Raw genomic sequence first — 18549 nt, 5'->3', positions numbered from 1 at the left:
TCGTTGTTGCCTTTCACCCAGCCTGCCCGGCGCGCGGAGGCTTTGTCAATGGGCAGTCGGGCGGATCGGATGCCGCCGTCAGTTCGGCGCGGGCAGGCCGGTGACGCCGGGTCGTCGCGGCTGCGAATGACGCCGGAACTCCCGCGCAATATGCACGAGCAGGGCGGCGAACACGATGCCGCCGCCGATCAGCGTCCGTCCGGAGGGAACCTCCGCGTGAGCCAGCCACACCCATACCGGCCCCAATATGGTCTCGAACGTGCCGAGCAGCGCCGCCATGGCGGCGGGGATCATGCGGGCGCCAGTTGCGAAACAGGCGAGGCCGAGGCCGAGATTCAGAACCCCGAAGGCGAACAGGAAGACCATGTCGCGCCCGGACGCTTCAAGAAGGGAAGCCTGCGTCAGCGCCAGCAGTGCGGCGAATATGGTGCCGAGGCAGGTCGCCGGGGTCATGCGCACATGGGCAAAGCGGCGCGTGATCACGGTGGCCGTCGCCAATGCGCAGGTGATGGCCAGCGCCAGCCCGTCGCCGATCGGCGAAACCGAGCCGCCGAGCGATTCCGACACCATCACCGCCACGCCGACGATGACGAAGAAGATGGCCACCCATGTGCCGCCCGACACCTTCTCGCGCAAGGCGATCCAGCCGAACAGCGCCGCGATCAGCGGCACGCCGGCCTGTATCAGCAGGATGTTGGCGACGGTGGTGTGGGAAAGCGCCACCACGAAGCAGGTCGATGCGGTGGCGAAGCAGGCGGCGACGGCCAGCCCCGGCAACCCCATGTCCCGAAACAGACGCATGGCGCCGCGCCAGCCATCCCGCCAGACCATGTAGGCGATGAGGAAAGCGGCCGCCCACAGCGAGCGCCAGAAGATGACGGCCCACGGATCAGGCGCCTCGATATAGCGGGCGATGGCTCCGCCAAGGCTCCACAGCAGCGCCGAGAAAAAGACCAGCAGGGCGCCGCGGCGTGTCGCGCGCGCCGACGATCCGGCGTCGGCGGCAGATGCGGGTGATGCCAACTCGGTCATGCCGCCCTCCCCGAAGCGCAACGCCGGACCTGTCCCCCCGCACCCTTAACGGCGCGGTGCAAGCCCGGGAAGGTCCAGAACGCCCCCAACCATTGGCCTGACAGCCCTTGCTACTGGAAGTCGAAGGCGCTGAGGCCCGTCACCATCTCATCGAGCCCGAGGGGACGCGTGACCGGCGGAGCCGCGCGCGACAGGCAACCCGTGCGCTCGCACAACCGGCATGCGGGGCCGACCGGGGTCCGGGAACCGGAGTCAGGCAGAGCCGCCCCGTAAACCACCTCGTCCTTGTAGGCGATATCGCAACCGAGAAGCAGCGCGGTGCGGCGCGGCCGCTCGTTGAAGGCGCCTTGCGGCCCCTCCAGCGTTCGCGCCATGCACAGGAACTCGGCGCCGTCCGGCATCTCGACCGCTTCGACGAATATCTGTCCCGGCTGCGTGAAGGCGGCGTGAACGGCGAGCTTCGGACAGCCTCCGCCGAAACGGCTGTGCGGAAAGCCGGCGCTGCCCGCCTTGCGGAAGGGATGGCCGGCATTGTCGACCTCCAGCATGAAGAAGGGCACGCCGGCGCTGCCCTGCCGCTGCAGCATGGTGAGCCGGTTGGCCGCCTGTTCAAAGGAAACGGAAAAGCGCGAGCGCAGCACATCGACATCGTAGCGGGCGCGCTGGGCGGCGGCGAGAAATGGCTGATAGGGCATCATCAGCGCGTGGGCGGCATAGCGCCCGAGCTCGAACCGTGCTAGCCGCCTCGCCTCGTCGCTCGACAATTTGAGCGCCCCGATCCCGGCCGCGACGGCCACGGACATGCGCATCAGGCAGGCCTCCATGGCGACTTCGCGCAACTGATCGAAGGGCGACAGCCGCTCCGACAGGAACAGGCGCTGCGAATGGCGGTCATAACGGCGACGCCAGTTGGGCATGGTCGCCACCGGCAACACCCGGACCGTGACGCCATATTCGCGCTTCAGCCAGGCCTTCAGCGCGCCATAGAGGTCATCGCCCGGCTCCAGCAGCCTGGCGAAGGCCTCGGCCTCCTCCTCAAGCTCCGGATAATGGTTCGGCCGCCGCTCGAACACCTCATGCACCTCGTCCATGGGCAGGCGCGCGCCGGACAGGGCGGTGGCGCGCCCCTCGCGCGCCAGCAACTCGTTGAGGTCCGACAGGCGCTCGGCCTGCTCGCGATAGGCGCGGTAGAGCTTGATCATCGCCGCCGCCGCATTGGGCGCGGCCTCAGCCACCTCGACCAGTTCCTGCTCACCCGGCAATTCGCCGGCCAGCAGCGGGTCGGCGAACATTTCCCTCAATGCCGCGATCGAGCCGCCGGCTTCCGCCTGCAACTCCTCCGGCTCGACCTTGTAGACGGACGCCAGCCGCAGGATGAGCTGCACGGTCAGCGGGCGCTGGTTGCGCTCGATCAGGTTGAGATAGGAGGGCGAGATGGCAAGCCCTTCGGCCATCGCCGTCTGGGTCAGCCCCCTGGCGTTGCGAATACGGCGGATGCGGGGTCCGGCAAAGATCTTCTGGTCAGCCATGGCGACAATTTTTACACGATTTTACAACATTTGACGCGGAAATCCGCCTTAGACCAAATTTACATTCTTTACATTTTTACAGACCGCTTTTGTCAAACACAACACAGGTTTTCCTTTATTTTTGGCTGAAAAACCCGGTTTTTCTCGCTTGTTTTGCGCTGCAATGTAAATCAGGTCGTGCCGGCATACGCCGATATTAGCGAAAAGCAGGGGCCGGCATCTTGATAACCGAACTGCGGGAGCCGTACATGACCGATTTTTACAACCTCGTCCCCTCCGCGCCGGAAGGCCGCTTCGATGGCATCGAGCGCCCCTATACCCCGGAAGACGTGAAGCGGCTGCGCGGCTCGGTGCAGATCAGGTACACGCTGGCCGAAAACGGCGCAAACCGGCTGTGGAAGCTCATCCATGAGGAAGACTTCGTCAACGCGCTGGGCGCCCTCTCGGGCAACCAGGCCATGCAGATGGTCCGCGCCGGTCTGAAGGCCATCTATCTGTCGGGCTGGCAGGTCGCCGCCGACGCCAACACGGCGTCCGCCATGTATCCCGACCAGTCGCTCTATCCGGCCAACGCCGCGCCGGAACTGGCGAAGCGCATCAACCGCACCCTGCAGCGCGCCGACCAGATCGAGACAGCGGAAGGCAAACTGTCGGTCGACACCTGGTTCGCGCCGATCGTGGCCGACGCCGAGGCCGGCTTCGGCGGACCGCTCAACGCCTTCGAAATCATGAAGGCCTTCATCGAGGCGGGGGCCGCCGGCGTCCACTTCGAGGACCAACTCGCTTCGGAGAAGAAATGCGGCCATCTGGGCGGCAAAGTGCTGATCCCGACCGCGGCCCATATCCGTAACCTCAACGCCGCGCGGCTCGCCGCCGACGTCATGGGCACGCCGACGCTGATCGTGGCCCGCACCGACGCCGAGGCCGCCAAGCTGCTGACGTCCGACATTGACGAGCGTGACCAGCCCTTCGTCGACCACGACGCCGGCCGCACCACGGAAGGCTTCTATCAGGTGAAGAACGGCATCGAGCCGTGCATCGCCCGCGCCATCGCCTATGCGCCGCATTGCGACCTGATCTGGATGGAGACCGGCAAGCCGGATCTGGAACAGGCGAGGAAGTTCGCCGAAGCCGTGCACAAGGCGCATCCTGGCAAGCTGCTGGCCTATAACTGCTCGCCGTCCTTCAACTGGAAGAAGAACCTCGACGACGCCACCATCGCCAAATTCCAGCGCGAGCTGGGCGCCATGGGCTACAAGTTCCAGTTCATCACGCTGGCTGGTTTCCATCAGCTCAACTACGGCATGTTCGAGCTGGCGCGCGGCTACAAGGATCGCCAGATGGCGGCCTATTCCGAGTTGCAGGAAGCCGAATTCGCGGCCGAAACCAACGGCTACACGGCGACCAAGCACCAGCGCGAAGTCGGCACCGGCTATTTCGACGCCGTGTCGCTCGCCATCACCGGCGGCACGTCCTCGACGACCGCCATGGGCGGGTCCACCGAAACCGAACAGTTCCGCCCGGCTGCGGAATAATCAACCCGACGGCCATCATTCAGGGGAGAACCGAAATGGCACCGATCACGCGAGTCAAGGAAAGGGCGGAGGAGCAGTCCTCGGCCATGAACACCGACCAGCAGGCAGCCATCCGCATGCTGGCCAACGACCTGCATCGCCTCAACCAGTCCGTGATGAAGGCGGTCGAGGCCGGCGTGTCGGTCGAACTGGTCCGCTCGGCCCGCCATCACAGCGGCGAAGGCAACTGGGGCGACCTGCTCATTCCGGTGATCGTCACCCAGGCTCACAACAACTGAGCCGCAACCAAACCGCCGCCCCGCACGCCTCGCAAGCAGGGACGGCGGCCGGACCGTGGCGACACGGTCCATCCCAGGGCTCCCTGCCCACAAGTCGCCCCCGCAGCCGCTGCGGGGGCGATTTTCGTTCAGCTCACCTGTCCCGCCGTGCGGGCGTCATACCACTTTATGCCAATCTGCTATTAGCTTGACAGTGGAAGCGGCGTCACTCAAAAGGAGCATGACTTCAACCCTGCATTGAGCAGATGGTGTAGATCGGATTGTCTTCGTACTTCGATCAAGACGGCAGCGCTGTTTCCGGACGCGGCACGTATGTGGATGAGGGCGGCATGGCCGACCTCTCGCGGGTGATGGTCGTCGGCCGCTCGCGCATCACCCAGGTGGTAGTGGCGAAGATCGTGGAAGGTCTGGGGTTGAGGCCGCTCGTCGAATCGCCCGAATCCGCCATGCAAACCCTGCGTTCAGTGCTGCCGGGCATCGTCGTTCTCGATGGCGGCCCCGAAAACCGTGACTGCGAAACCCTCATGCCGGCGCTTGCGGCGCTACGCCGTGAGACGGCTGGCCTCAGGCCCGCGCTGGTGCTGTTGTCGACACGCATGGCGCCATCCGGGAACCCCCTGCTCTCCAGTCCTGTCGATGCGGTCGTCGCCAAGCCGATTACGCCCGAACAGTTGCAACCCGTGCTCAGCCGGCTTGCAACCTGAAAGACCGCGATCGCTGCAGGCGTCCGGTCTTTCCAGCCTCCACCGCGCTCCGGCTCACCACCGCCAGGAAACATATGCGGGCCGAATTTTTTGCCGCAGTCTGGCCAAGCGCACTGCCAATTGCCGCAAGGCGATGTATATCGCATGGTCAAAAAGGCGGCGGAAGCGGAGCTCCGCGCCGCGCAGCACCGCAGGCGAAGAGGATTGCCCATGACCATCGACGCGCTTTTCGAAACCGGCGCCGATCATCAGGCGGACGCCGCGCCGTCGATCACCATTCCGCGCCCGGACGACTGGCATGTCCACCTGCGCGACGGCGTCATGCTCAGGGCCGTACTGCCCTACACGGCGGCGCAGTTCGCGCGCGGCGTCATCATGCCCAACCTCGTGCCGCCGGTGGTGACGGTGGCGGATGCGCACGCCTACCGTGACCGTATCCTGGCCGGCCGCCCCGAGGGCTCGGATTTCGAGCCGCTCATGACCTGCTACCTCACCGACAACACCGATCCCGACGAGATCGAGCGCGGCTTCGCCGAACGCGGGTGGATCGCCGCCAAGCTCTATCCGGCGGGCGCCACCACCAATTCCAGCCATGGCGTGTCCGACCTCGCCGGGCTGGCGCCGGTTCTGGAGCGGATGGAGAAGATCGGCATGCCGGTGCTGATCCATGGCGAATCCACCGACCCGGAGGTCGATATCTTCGACCGCGAGGAGGTGTTCATGGAACACACGCTCCTGCCGATGCTGAAAAGGCATCTCGGCCTCAAGGTCGTGGTCGAGCACGCCACCACCTCTGGCACGGTGGACATCGTGCGCGCCCATGCGCCGCGCATGGCGGCGACGATCACGCCCCATCATCTGGTCATCAACCGCACCTCGATTTTCCAGGGAGGCCTGCGCCCGCATCTCTACTGCCTGCCGGTGGCCAAGCGCGAGAGCCATCGTCTGGCGCTTCGCAGAGCCGTCACCTCCGGCGAAAGCTGCTTCATGATCGGCACCGACAGCGCTCCCCATATGCGCTCCGCCAAGCAGGCCGAATGCTGCTCGGCCGGCGTGTTCGGAGGCGTCACCGCCCTGCAGACCTATGTTCAGGTGTTCGATGAGGAGGGCGCGCTCGACCGCTTCGAGGCTTTCGCGTCGCTGAACGGGCCCCGCTTCCACGGGCTGGAGCCGAACAGAGGCACGGTCACGCTGGTGAAAAAACCCGGCGTCGCCGTGGCCGCCGTGCCAATCGGCGACGAGGACATTGTGGTGTTCCGTGGCGGGGAGACGCTGCCCTGGTCGGTCGGCGGGACGAAACCCTGAAGCATTTTCAGTGACCCATCGCGCTGCGCGGCAGGCGAATGAGGTCACCGAAGCGGACGCGCAGACGCTCGTCAAGGGCGCGCGGCACATGGCGCGGGAAACGCCCGGCGAGAACACGACGCTTTTCCGCCACGGCGCGCATGACGATGTCGGGACCGCCATCGCCTTCCCCTTCGCGCGGCGACCAGCGTTCCCCGAGCAGCGGATAGAAATGGCGGGCCTGCTCCGAGGCCGGGCGACGGTCGAGATAATGGCCGGGGCCGCCAAGACAGGTTTGTTCTATCAGGGCGACCGAGAGCTGGTCCTCGCGGGCCGTCATGCCGGCGCGGCTGTGCAGGCAATGCCCCAGCATGTCGTTGTCGATGATCAGGCTTTCCAGGCAGAAACCGAGCAGTGAGGCGTGCGTGCCGGCCGCCTCATAGACGAGGTCCGCGCCACTGAGGGCGGCCAGCATGTCGGTGATGCCCTTTTCATAGCCCGACTGGCTGTCCGGCAGCCTGGAATCGGTCATGCCGGCGGCGGTGCTGCCCGGCAGATCGTAGAAGCGCGCCATCTGGGCGCAGGCCGCCCCGAGCAGGGCCTGCTCGGGCGAGCCGCCGGCCATAGCGCCGCTCTGCGCATCGGACGCGAAGGGCCAGGCGGCGAAGATCGCGGGATGGCCGGGCTTCAGCGCATTGACGTAGACGAGACCGGCGAGCACCTCGGCCACGGTTTGCACGACCGCGCCCGCCAGCTCGGCCGGGGCGGTGGTGCCCGCCTGCCCGACCGACAGCAACAGGATCGGCAGGCCGCCCTTCACGCACTCTTCCAGAACGCCGCAGGCGTCCTCGGCGAACTTCATCGGCGAGACGACGAAGCAGCTGGAATTGGAGACGAAGGGACGGGCACGGAATTTTTCCTCGCCGCCGGCGATCATGTGCAGCATTTCCAGCGCCGGCTTCACATTCTCCCGTACCGTGAAGGAGGAGCCGACATGTTTGGATGTTCCGCTGACACAGGCGTAGAGCGTATTGAAATCCAGCTCCAGCGGATCGGCGAGATCGCGCGCCACCATGGGTCGCTGAAAGAAATGTATGTGGTCCAGGCCCTCGACCAGCCGGGCCGCGTCATAGATGTCCTGAAGGCGCGACTCACGGTAGCTGCGCTGCTCCGCATCGACGACGTTCACCGCCACACCGGCCGTGCCGAAATGGACGCCGACACCGTCAAGCCGCAGGTCATGTCGGGGATTCTGCCCGTGAAGCGTGATGTTGCGGGCCGCACGCCTGATGGTGTCGATCACGAGATTGCGCGGAAACCGGATGCGCCCGTCCGCGCCCGCGATTGCGCCGACGCCCGTCAATGCGTCGATGCAGGAAGGGATGGCGTCGGCGAGGCCCACGGTTTCCAGAACGGTGAGCACCGATTCATGAATGCGCTCAATATCGCGCTCGCTCAATGGGCGGTAGCCGGCCCCATAAGCGCGTAACGCCTCGCCGGCCGACGGGTTCGTCTTCATCGCCGCATCTCCCGCTGGCTGGAACCTTCCCTGCAAAGACTATGCAGTCCAGCCAACCGGCGACGATGTGCCATGGGCGTCCGGCTTCTGTGCCAAAGCAATGGCTCAGGCGGCTGCGGGCCGGCGGCCGGCGGCCGTGGCCAGTTCGCGGATGCCGGGCTCGATATGCTGCAGGGCGATCGAGGAAATGCCAAGCCGCACGAAGCGTGACGGTTTCTCGGCGAAGCCGAAATAGCGATCACCGGGCTCGATGATGACGCTGCGGCTGGCCGCGGCGGCGGCCAGGTCGCGCGCGTTGACGCCCCGGGGCGCTTCCAGCCACAACGAGGTGCCCGCGCCCGGATGCTCCGAACGCCATTCGGGCAGGAAAGCCGAGACAGCCTGCCGCAACCGCTTGCGCCGCTCCTCGAAGGCGCTCGACAGACGCCGCACCAGAGCCTCGTGATGCCCAAGCGAAAGGAACAGGGCGACGGCGCGCTGGTTGTTGGCCGGCGGGTGGCGCAGCATGAAGCGGCGCAGGGCGCGCAGTTCCGAGACCAGCCCGGCGGAGGCGACGATGTAGCCCAGGCGCAGGCCGGGCGCCAGCGTCTTGGACATCGAGCCGACATAGATGACGCGGCCCGAGCGATCGACGCTTTTCAGCGCCTGCTGCGGCGCGTCGTCCAGCAACTGGCTGTCATAACCGTCCTCGATGATGATCTGGTTGTGGCGATCGGCACGGGCAAGAAGGTCCTGCCGGCGCTCCTCCGACAGCGGCACCATGGTCGGGCAATGATGGCTCGGCGTGATGAAGACGAACCCGGCGTCGGAGGGGATCGCTTCGGTGACGATGCCCGACTGATCCACCGGCACCGGGACGGTCTCGGCGCCGGCAAGCTGGAAGGTGGAACGCGCATCGGGATAGCCGGGGTCTTCCATCGCCACCTTGGAGCCCTTGGCCATCAGCAGCGTGGCGAGCATGTAGAGCGCATTCTGCGCCCCCAGCGTCACGATGATCTCGTCGGGATTGGCGAAGATGCCGCGGCGCGGCAACAGGCGCGCCTGAATCTGCTCGATGAGCAGCGGATCGTCGCGGTCCACCATGTCCGAGGCCCAGTTGCGGATTTCCAGAACGGCCAGCGCCATGCGGTTGCATTCGCGCCATTCCGCGGTCGGGAACAGCCCCGGATCGAACTGGCCGTAGACGAAGGGGTAGGACGACTTGATCCAGTTCTCGTGCTTATTGGGCGGCGGCATGTCGGAAGCGGCGATGCGGCGGCGCGCCTTCCAGTCGATCTCGTTGGACTGCTCCGGCGCCTTCTGGGGCCTGGCCGGCGTGGCCAGCACGTCGGGATTGACGAAATGGCCGCGCCGCTCCCGCGCTATCAGGAAACCCTGATCGACGAGCTGCTGGAACGCCAGCACCACCGTGCCACGCGCCACGCCAAGTTTTTCGGCCAGTATGCGGCACGAGGGCAGCGGCATGGAGGCCGCGATCTGACGGTCGAGAATGGCGGCGACGATGGCCTGCCTGATCTGCGCCTGAAGGGTTTGCCCCGAATCTGCCGATATGCGGAAAAGGCCCGACCAGATGGCCGCGTCGTTTCGCTGGGACATGATCACCTCCCCGGTGGACAGTCTTTTATAGCGGTGTGGACCAGTGGAGTGTCGCTTGGCACAAGCAATTAAGCCAATCAATTTTTCTGATCCTATCGATTTATGCCAGTGATGTATCGACCGGATTCCGGCCCGAAATACCGATTGAACCGATTTAAAATCGATCCGATAAAGATGGACGCCCAAGGCGGCCGGAACCGGCGCAAGGGGAGTTCCACCGGCGGGAGGAACGCCCTACATTCCCTTCCAAGCCGATCCGAACCGATCCGGGCGGCAGGCCGCCCTCTCGAACCATCACCGGAGATGCCCGTGGACCGTTCCGCTTTCGACCCAATCCTTGCCGAACTTCGCCAGCGCCACAGCACCGAAAAGGTGGACGTCCGCGCCGCCTTCCGCTCGGACCCGCGCCGCTTTGCGCGGCTGTCCGCCACCGATGGCGACCTGCTGCTCGACTGGTCGAAATGCGCGGTCGATGACGCCACCATAAACCTGCTTGGCGAACTGGCGGCGGCAGCCGGCGTGGAAGCACGGCGCGACGCCATGTTCGGCGGCGCCCACATAAACATCACCGAGGACCGCGCCGTGCTGCACACCGCGTTGCGCAATCCGGACGGGACCGGACCAAACGTCGATGGACAGGCGGTCGGCGCGGATGTCGCCTCGGTGCTGGACGCCGTGAGCGCCTTCGCCAACGCCATCCGCAGCGGCGAGGCGCGGGGCGCGACCGGCAAGGCGATCACCGACATCGTCAATATCGGCATCGGCGGCTCCGATCTCGGCCCTGTCATGGCGACGCTGGCGCTTGCGCCCTATCATGACGGCCCGCGCGCCCATTACGTTTCCAATGTGGACGGCGCCCATATCCACGACACGCTGCAAGCGCTCGATCCCGAAACCACGCTCGTCATCGTCGCGTCCAAGACCTTCACCACCGTCGAGACGATGACCAACGCGGAGACCGCGAAGCGCTGGATCGGGAAGGCGCTGGGCGACAAGGCCGTCGCGCATCATTTCGCCGCCGTCTCCACGGCGCTCGAGCTGGTCGCCGCCTTCGGCATCGACACCGCCCGCGTCTTCGGCTTCTGGGACTGGGTCGGCGGGCGCTATTCGGTGTGGGGGGCGATCGGGCTGCCGGTGATGATCGCCATCGGCCCGCAGCGCTTTCGCGAAATGCTGGCCGGCGCACATGAAATGGACGCGCATTTCCGCACCGCGCCGCTTTCCTCCAACCTTCCCGCTCTGCTTGGCCTCGTCGGCTGGTGGCATCGTGTCGTGTGCGGCTATCCGGCCCGCGCCGTCATCCCCTACGACCAGCGCCTGTCGCGCCTGCCCGCCTATCTCCAGCAGCTCGACATGGAATCGAACGGCAAGAGCATGTCGCTCGACGGAACGCCGGTCGTCACGCCCACCGGCCCGCTGGTCTGGGGCGAGCCCGGCACCAACGGCCAGCACGCCTTCTTCCAGCTCCTGCATCAGGGCACCGACATCATCCCGGTCGAATTCCTTGTCGCCGCCAACGGCCATGAGCCGGAACTGCGGCGCCAGCACGACCTGCTGCTCGCCAACTGTCTGGCGCAGTCCGAGGCGCTGATGAAGGGCCGCACGCTGGACGAAGCCCGCGCGCAGATGCGGGCGAAGGGCATGGACCCGGCGCAGGTGGACAGGCTCGCGCCGCATCGCGTCTTTTCAGGCAACCGGCCGTCGATCACCATTGTCTACAGACGCCTCGATCCGGCCACGCTCGGCCGGCTCATCGCGCTCTACGAGCATCGCGTCTTTGTCGAGGGCGTGCTTTACAACATCAACTCCTTCGACCAATGGGGGGTTGAGCTCGGCAAGGAACTGGCGACTCAGTTGCTGCCTGTCGTGGAGGGCAAGGAGAATGCCGCGGGCAGGGATGCTTCGACCGCCGGTCTGGTGAAACACATACTCGAGCTCAGGCAGAAACAGGGCTCGAACTGAAGGAGAGGCAAGTCTTGGCCGAAATCAAGGGAATCCTGTTCGACAAGGACGGCACGCTCGTCGACTTCCACGCCACATGGTCGGGCGTGGCCGAGCTGATGGCGATGGAGGCGGCCGACGGCGACAGGAACAAGGCCGACAGGCTGCTGGCGGCGGCCGGGCTCGACCCACACACGCACACCTTCAAGGCCGATTCCGTCTTTGCCGCCGGCACCAATCTCGACATCATCGAGCTGTGGTTCCCCGAACTGCCGCGCAGCGCGCAGTTTGAAACGGTGGAGCGTTTCAACCGCATCACCACGGACAGGGGCGCAGCCATGGCGGTCGCCCTTCCCGGCGTCGTCGGCGCGCTGGGCAGCCTGCATGCGCAAGCCTACCGGCTGGGTGTGGCGACCAACGATTCGACGCTCGGCTGCGAGAAGACGCTGGCGGCCCTCGGCATCGCCCAGCTGTTCGAGGCGGCCTATGGCTATGACGCGGTGGCCAACGCCAAACCTGCGCCGGACACTGTGCGCGCCTTCTGCGACCTGACCGGGCTAAAACCGTCCGAGATCGCCATGGTCGGCGACAACCGCCACGATCTCGACATGGCCCATGCGGGGGGCTGCGGTCTGGCCATCGGGGTGCTTTCGGGCACGGGAACACGCGACTCGCTGTCCTCGCTGGCCGACGTGGTGCTGGAATCCGCCGCCGACCTGCCGGGCTACCTGGCCTCGCTCCGGGCGACGCCGCGCAAGACGGCGGTGTTCTAGCCGGATGACCGCCAGCCTGCACCGGCCGGTGGCGGTCTTCGACGCCGGCATCGGCAGCTACGCCATCGTCACCGAGATCCACAAGGCGTTCCCCAAACAGGACATCCTCTACTTCGCCGACCGCGCCAGCTTTCCCTATGGCGGCAAGGGGCGCGAGGAACTGCTTTCGGTGATGCGGCGCTCGATCGCCTTCCTGTCCCGGTTCGGGCCGAGCGCCATCGTCATCGCCTCCAACGCGCCGTCGATCATGGTGCTGGAAGAATTGCAGCGCGACCCCGGCCCGCCTCTGTTCGGCGTGCATCCGCCACTGGAAAAGGCGCTCTCGCGGACGCGGACCGGACGGGTCGGCATATTGGGCGTCCGGTCTCTGGTCGAAAGCCCCATGCTGGCCGGGTTCGTGGCGGAGCGCACGGCGCAGCCGGCGCAGGTCGCGACGATCAATGCCTCGCCCATGGTGGAGCTTGTCGAAAGCGGGGCCTTCCTGTTCGACCCGGCCGGAACGCAGCAATGCGTGGACGCCTTCATGCACGAGGCCCGCGACCGGCATCCCGGCATCGACGTCTTCACGCTGTCGAGCACGCATTTGCCCTGGCTCGCGGACTTCTTCCTGAAAGCCCGCCCTGACGCGGTTTTCCTCGATCCGGCCGTCGATGTCGTGGCCGGGCTCAAACCCCGGCAGGGCGGCAGCGGACAGATCACGGGACTGGTCACCGAAAACGAACGCCACGACATCGCCTCGTTCCGGGCCATGCTGGACAAGGTCGGCGTCGACATCCCCCTGAACGCCGTGACCATCGATTGACGGTCACGGCCAGCACATAGGCGGCCGGATCAGGAATCGCGCAGTTTGCGCCTCAGGATCTTGCCGACAGGGGTCTTCGGCAGTTCGTCGCGGAACTCGATATATTTGGGACGCTTGTAGCCGGTGAGATTTTCCCTGCAATAGGCCACCAGCGCCTCTGAGGTCAGATCGGGGTCGCGGCGCACCACGAAGAGCTTCGGAGCCTCGCCCGACCTCTCATCCGGCACGCCGACAGCCGCAACCTCCAGAACGCCCGGATGACTGGCCACGACCTCCTCCAGCTCGTTCGGATAGACGTTGAAGCCGGACACAAGGATCATGTCCTTCTTGCGGTCGACGATCCTGGTGAAGCCTTCCGCATTCGTGAAGCCCATGTCGCCGGTCTTGAAGAAGCCATCCGGCGTCATGACCTTTTCGGTCTCCTCCGGCCGGTTCCAGTAACCGGCCATCACCTGCGGACCGCGGATGCAGATTTCACCGACTTCGCCCGGCGGCAGTTCCTTGCCGTCATCGTCGCGGATGGAAAGCTCGGTCGAGGGGATCGGCAGCCCGATTGTGCCGGTGAAATCCGGCGACGAGCATTTGTTGGCCGTCGCCACCGGCGAGGTTTCCGACAGGCCGTAGCCTTCGGTGATGTGATTGCCCGTCAGCGCCTTCCAGCGATCGGCGACGCCCTGCTGCACGGCCATGCCCCCACCCAGCGACAGCACCAGCGAACTGAAGTCCAGCTTGCGAAACTCATCATTGTTGAGCAGCGCGTTGAAAAGCGTGTTGAGGCCGGGGAAGATGTTGAATGAATGGTGGCGCAGTTCCTTCACGAAGGCTGGAATATCGCGTGGATTGGGAATGAGCACGTTGAGCGCACCCTGCTGCATGCCCATCAGCCCGTTCACCGTCAGAGCGAAGATGTGATAGAGCGGCAGCGCGCACACATAGACCTGGCGTGCGGGTTTCGGCTTCACCGTATAGGCGTCCTCAACCCAAAGGGACAGTTGCTGCACATTGGACAGCACATTGCGGTGCAGCAGCGTCGCGCCCTTGGAAACGCCGGTCGTGCCGCCGGTATATTGCAGGAAGGCGATGTCGTCCGGTCCTACTTCGACCGGCTGGAATCCACGTGCAGCGCCGATCCTGACGGCGGCGTTGAAACGGATATGCCCCGGCAGCGACCACGCCGGCACCAGCTTCCTGACGCGCCGGACCACGAGATTGACCAGCGCGCCCTTGAGTCCGAGCAGATCGCCCATGGCGGCGACCACCACATGCCTGACCTGCGTCTTGCCGATCACGGCCTGCAAGGTGCTGGCGAAATTCTCAAGGATCACAATCGCTTCCGCACCCGAATCCTGCAACTGATGCTCAAGCTCGCGCGCCGTGTAAAGCGGGTTGACATTGACCACCACATAGCCGGCGCGCAGCACCGCCATCATCGCCACCGGATATTGCAGCACGTTCGGCATCATCAGCGCCACACGCGCGCCCTTCGCCAGCCCGACGGACTGGAAGTATGCGCCAAACGAGGCGGAAAGACGCTCCAGCTCGGCAAAGGAGATCGTCCTGCCCATGCTGGCGAAGGCTGGATTTTCGCTATAGCGCTTGCAGGAATCGACCAGCAGGGCTCCGATCGAAGGCACCGTCAGCGGGCCGATTTCCGCAGGCATGTTGGCCGGATAGCTGGCCAGCCAGGGCATGGCCGGCTTGCCGCCGGCCTTCGCCAGTCCGGCTTTGGGCGCAGCGCTCCCGGCCGCTGGCGCGGTGACATCCCGCGCGGGTTTTTTTGCCGCCGCCTTGCCGGAGGACGCCTTCCCTGCGGCGGAGCCGGCCTTTGCCCTGGCAGGCGCGACGGCTGACGTCCCCGCCTTCGTGATATCGGGCTTCGCAGCTTTCGCGACGGTTTTCTTCACCGCCGGCTTCGCCGCCTCCGTTTTTGCCGGTCCGGCTTTAAGTGCAGCCGGCGCAGCGCTTCCGGCCGCTGACGCGGTGGCGGCCCGCGCAGGTTTTTTTGCCGCCGCCTTGCCGGGGGACGCCTTCCCTGCGGCGGAGCCGGCCCTTGCCCTGGCAGGCGCGGCGGCTGACGTCCCCGCCTTCGTGATATCGGGCTTCGCAGCTTTCGCCACGGTTTTCTTCACCGCCGGCTTCGCCGCCTCCGGCTTTTCCGGCGCCTTCACCTTGCCCGGTGTTTTCCTTGCCGCGCCCGCTCCGCCGGTGGGCTTTTCCCTGGTTGCCTTGGCCAATGCGTCCTCCCTGGTTTCTTTCCGGGAACATGATCCGCCGGCCCGCCTCCTTTGGGAAGGCGTCTCCCTGCCGGCTTCTTCACGGAGGCGAACCGCCTCATCCGTCCTGCAATTGTATCTATGGTGACAAATCCGCGCCTTGCAAGCCGTGCCGCTGCGGCAGCCGGTTGCGAATCTTTCTTGCAGCCGCCCTGCGCCATTCCGCCGTGATCTGCATCGATTGCGCAGTTCAAGTCATAAAGCGTCGGAGATGTTGCGCGGAGCTTTTACACAATTACGCAAAAGGGCTGGCGCAAGAAATTTTATTCCCGTTCCCTTGGGGCAGATCGACAGGGAGTTCCAAAGCCGGGAAAACGGTGCTTATATGCCGGCTTCACCAGGCTGACACAGATGGGGCTTGGGAAAATATCAGGGAGTCCTCAATGACCAAGAAGCTGACACTTGCAGCCGCGTTGCTGGCTGCAACCGTCATGGGTGGAGCAGCCAACGCGAAAACCTTTGTCTATTGTTCCGAAGGTTCGCCGGAAGGCTTCGATCCCGGCATGTACACCGCCGGCACCACGTTCGACGCCGCCGCCCATACCGTCTACAATCGCCTGCTTGAGTTCAAGCCGGGCACGACCGAGACCGAGCCGGGCCTCGCCGAAAGCTGGGAGATTTCCGACGACGGCCTGGAATACACCTTCAAGATCCGTCCGGGCGTCAAGTTCCAGACCACCGACTTCTTCACCCCGTCGCGCGACCTCAACGCCGATGACGTGGTGTTCTCCTTCGACCGCCAGCTCAACTCCAACAATCCCTGGAACCAGTATGTCGCCGGCGCTTCCTGGGAATACGCCAACGGCATGGGGTTCCCGGCGCTGATCAAGTCGGTCGAGAAGGTTGACGACCTCACCGTCAAGATCACGCTGAACCAGCCCGAGGCGCCCTTCCTCGCCAACCTCGCCATGCCCTTCATGTCGATCGTGTCCAAGGAATATTCCGACAAGCTGGAAGCCGACGGCAAGAAGGAACTGATGAACCAGCAGCCGCTCGGCACCGGCCCATTCGCCTTCGTCGCCTATCAGCAGGACGCCGTGATCCGCTACAAGGCCAATCCCGACTACTGGGGCGGCGAACAGAAGATCGACGATCTTGTCTTCGCCATCACCACCGACGCCGCCGTGCGCTACCAGAAGCTGAAGGCCGGCGAGTGCCACCTGATGCCGTTCCCGAACGCCGCTGACGTCGAGGCGATGAAAGCCGACCCGAACCTCAAGGTGATGGAGCAGGAAGGCCTCAACATCGCCTACCTCGCCTACAACACCACCCAGGAGCCGTTCGACAAGGTCGAAGTGCGCAAGGCGCTCAACATGGCCATCAACAAGAAGGCCATCGTCGATGCGGTGTTCCAGGGCGCGGCGACGGAAGCCAAGAACCCGATTCCGCCAACCATGTGGTCCTACAACGACGCCATCCAGGACGACGCCTACGATCCGGACGCGGCCAGGAAGATGCTGGAAGAAGCCGGGGTCAACGACCTCTCCATGAAGGTCTGGGCGATGCCCGTGTCGCGTCCGTACATGCTCAATGCGCGTCGCGCGGCCGAACTGATCCAGTCCGACTTCGCCAAGATCGGCGTCACGGTCGAGGTGGTGTCCTATGAGTGGGCCGAATATCTCGACCGCTCGAAGGCCAAGGACCGCGACGGCGCGGTGATCCTCGGCTGGACCGGCGACAACGGCGATCCCGACAACTTCCTGCACACCCTGCTGGGCTGTGACGCCGTGGGCGGCAACAACCGCGCCCAGTGGTGCAACGAGGAATTCAACGACCTCGTCGTGAAGGCCAAGGCCACCACCGATCAGGCCGAGCGCATCAAGCTCTACGAGCAGGCGCAGGAAGTGTTCAAGCGCGAGGCTCCATGGGCCACGCTTGATCACTCGCTGTCGGTCGTGCCGATGCGCAAGGAAGTGGAGGGCTTCCATCAGAGCCCGCTCGGCGACTTCGCCTTCGAAGGCGTCGACCTCGTCGAGTAGAACAGACCAGGCAAACGGGGCGCCCGCAATGCGGGCGCCCTTTGCTATAGGCATGCCGCCGAAGCCCGCACCGTTTCGGAATAAAGAGATAAAAGACCATCTGGGAACCAGATGCTGAAGCGCGCCAGCGGATTCTCGGGGATCGCGGCGCGCCAGGGGGTAATTCCGGGGGAAGGCGACGCCGCTTTCCGGACGGGATTGCGAGACAACAGGGAAACAGAGCCGTTCCGCACGCCTTCGGGGCAAGCGGGAAAGCTCTTCAGAGCGCCCCTTTCGAAGGGCAACGCGAAGGTCCGTCATGCTTCGTTTTCTTCTTGGTCGGCTTGCCGTCCTGATCCCGACCTTTATCGGGGTCTCCATCATCGCTTTTTCATTCATCAGGCTTCTGCCTGGCGACCCCGTCGCGCTGCTTTCGGGCGAGCGGGTGATGTCGCCGGAGCGCCATGCCCAGATCACGCACCAGCTCGGTTTCGACCGGCCGCTGCCCATCCAGTATCTCGACTATATAGGCGGCGTGCTGACCGGCGATTTCGGGACCTCGATCGTCACCAAGCGGCCGATCCTAGACCAGTTTTTCTCGCTGTTTCCGGCGACGCTGGAACTGTCGTTCTGCGCCATCGTCATCGCCGTGGTCATCGGCATCCCGGCCGGCATCTTCGCCGCCATGAAGCGCGGCTCCTTCTTCGACCAGTCGGTGATGGGCGCGGCTCTCGTCGGCTATTCCATGCCGATCTTCTGGTGGGGTTTGCTGCTCATCATCCTGTTCGCCGGCATATTGCAGTGGACACCGGTGTCGGGCCGCATCTCGCTGATGTACTTCTTCCCGCCGGTCACCGGCTTCATGCTGATCGACTCGCTGCTGTCGGGCCAGAGCGGCGCCTTCAAGTCGGCGGTCAGCCACCTCGTCCTGCCCTCCATCGTACTCAGCACCATCCCGCTGGCGGTGATCGCGCGCCAGACCCGCTCGGCCATGCTCGAGGTGCTGGGCGAGGACTATGTGCGCACGGCGCGCGCCAAGGGACTGTCCACCTTCCGCGTCATCGGCATCCACTCGCTGCGCAACGCCATGATCCCGGTCATCACCACGATCGGCCTTCAGGTGGGCGTGCTGATGGCCGGCGCGATCCTGACCGAAACAATCTTCTCCTGGCCGGGCATCGGCAAGTGGATGGTCGATTCCGTCTTCCGCCGCGACTACGCCGTGATCCAGGGCGGGCTGCTCCTGATCGCCGCCATTATCATGGTGGTGAACCTGGTCGTCGACGTTCTCTACGGCCTCATCAATCCGCGCATCCGGCACTGAG

At 65.1% G+C, this 18549-nt stretch carries 14 protein-coding genes; 9 read left to right on the top strand and 5 right to left on the bottom strand.

Annotated features, from left to right (window positions below; genetic code table 11):
• Positions 1-78 precede the first annotated feature (78 nt).
• The gene (locus ABID44_RS09805) at positions 79-1032 is read right to left on the bottom strand and encodes a DMT family transporter (RefSeq protein ID WP_354151530.1); all 954 of its coding nucleotides are present in this window, start codon (positions 1030-1032) and stop codon (positions 79-81) included.
• 110 nt (positions 1033-1142) lie between these two features.
• Complete coding sequence (locus ABID44_RS09800) at positions 1143-2561, bottom strand: helix-turn-helix domain-containing protein (protein WP_354151529.1); 1419 nt, start codon at positions 2559-2561, stop codon at positions 1143-1145.
• 248 nt (positions 2562-2809) lie between these two features.
• Between ABID44_RS09800 and aceA the strand changes: the two genes are divergently transcribed.
• The 4 genes from aceA (at position 2810) to pyrC (ending at position 6383) form a co-directional block, all read left to right on the top strand.
• Positions 2810-4096, top strand: coding sequence for an isocitrate lyase (aceA, locus tag ABID44_RS09795; protein WP_354151528.1), 1287 nt, complete (start codon positions 2810-2812; stop codon positions 4094-4096).
• Positions 4097-4131: 35 nt separating this feature from the next.
• Positions 4132-4374, top strand: a complete 243-nt coding sequence (locus tag ABID44_RS09790; RefSeq protein ID WP_354151527.1) for an SMc00767 family acetate metabolism repressor — start codon at positions 4132-4134, stop codon at positions 4372-4374.
• A gap of 329 nt (positions 4375-4703) precedes the next feature.
• A complete protein-coding gene (locus tag ABID44_RS09785; protein ID WP_354151526.1) occupies positions 4704-5078 on the top strand; it encodes a response regulator in 375 nt (124 codons plus the stop codon).
• 210 nt (positions 5079-5288) lie between these two features.
• Entirely contained in the window at positions 5289-6383 is a 1095-nt protein-coding gene (gene pyrC, locus ABID44_RS09780) for a dihydroorotase (protein WP_354151525.1), read from the top strand.
• Between the two features lie 7 nt (positions 6384-6390).
• On the opposite strand, the gene ABID44_RS09775 is transcribed toward pyrC, so the two are convergent.
• Positions 6391-7881 carry a trimethylamine methyltransferase family protein gene (locus tag ABID44_RS09775; protein ID WP_354151524.1) on the bottom strand — a complete coding sequence of 497 codons (1491 nt, stop codon included), beginning with the start codon at positions 7879-7881 and terminating at the stop codon, positions 6391-6393.
• A gap of 105 nt (positions 7882-7986) precedes the next feature.
• Positions 7987-9477 (bottom strand): MocR-like pyridoxine biosynthesis transcription factor PdxR, encoded by a 1491-nt coding sequence (gene pdxR, locus ABID44_RS09770; protein ID WP_354151523.1) that lies wholly within the window; start codon positions 9475-9477, stop codon positions 7987-7989.
• Between the two features lie 309 nt (positions 9478-9786).
• Between pdxR and pgi the strand changes: the two genes are divergently transcribed.
• The 3 genes from pgi to ABID44_RS09755 are packed head-to-tail and all read left to right on the top strand — an operon-like array spanning position 9787 to position 12993.
• Entirely contained in the window at positions 9787-11439 is a 1653-nt protein-coding gene (pgi, locus tag ABID44_RS09765; protein WP_354151522.1) for a glucose-6-phosphate isomerase, read from the top strand.
• Positions 11440-11453: 14 nt separating this feature from the next.
• On the top strand, positions 11454-12191 hold the full coding sequence (locus tag ABID44_RS09760; protein ID WP_354151521.1) for an HAD family hydrolase: 738 nt from the start codon (positions 11454-11456) through the stop codon (positions 12189-12191).
• A 4-nt stretch (positions 12192-12195) separates the two neighbouring features.
• Positions 12196-12993, top strand: a complete 798-nt coding sequence (locus tag ABID44_RS09755) for a glutamate racemase (RefSeq protein WP_354151520.1) — start codon at positions 12196-12198, stop codon at positions 12991-12993.
• A 29-nt stretch (positions 12994-13022) separates the two neighbouring features.
• On the opposite strand, the gene ABID44_RS09750 is transcribed toward ABID44_RS09755, so the two are convergent.
• Positions 13023-15110, bottom strand: a complete 2088-nt coding sequence (locus ABID44_RS09750; protein WP_378226864.1) for a long-chain-fatty-acid--CoA ligase — start codon at positions 15108-15110, stop codon at positions 13023-13025.
• A 539-nt stretch (positions 15111-15649) separates the two neighbouring features.
• Between ABID44_RS09750 and ABID44_RS09745 the strand changes: the two genes are divergently transcribed.
• Both ABID44_RS09745 and ABID44_RS09740 read left to right on the top strand, forming a co-directional pair.
• A complete protein-coding gene (locus ABID44_RS09745; protein WP_354151518.1) occupies positions 15650-17245 on the top strand; it encodes an ABC transporter substrate-binding protein in 1596 nt (531 codons plus the stop codon).
• Positions 17246-17543: 298 nt separating this feature from the next.
• Complete coding sequence (locus ABID44_RS09740) at positions 17544-18548, top strand: ABC transporter permease subunit (RefSeq protein ID WP_354151517.1); 1005 nt, start codon at positions 17544-17546, stop codon at positions 18546-18548.
• Position 18549 lies beyond the last annotated feature (1 nt).

Source organism: Aquamicrobium ahrensii (assembly GCF_040545755.1).
Taxonomy (GTDB): Bacteria; Pseudomonadota; Alphaproteobacteria; order Rhizobiales; family Rhizobiaceae; genus Mesorhizobium; species Mesorhizobium ahrensii.
Note: the sequence above shows the minus strand (reverse complement) of the source record. Positions and strands in the feature narration are given on the sequence as shown.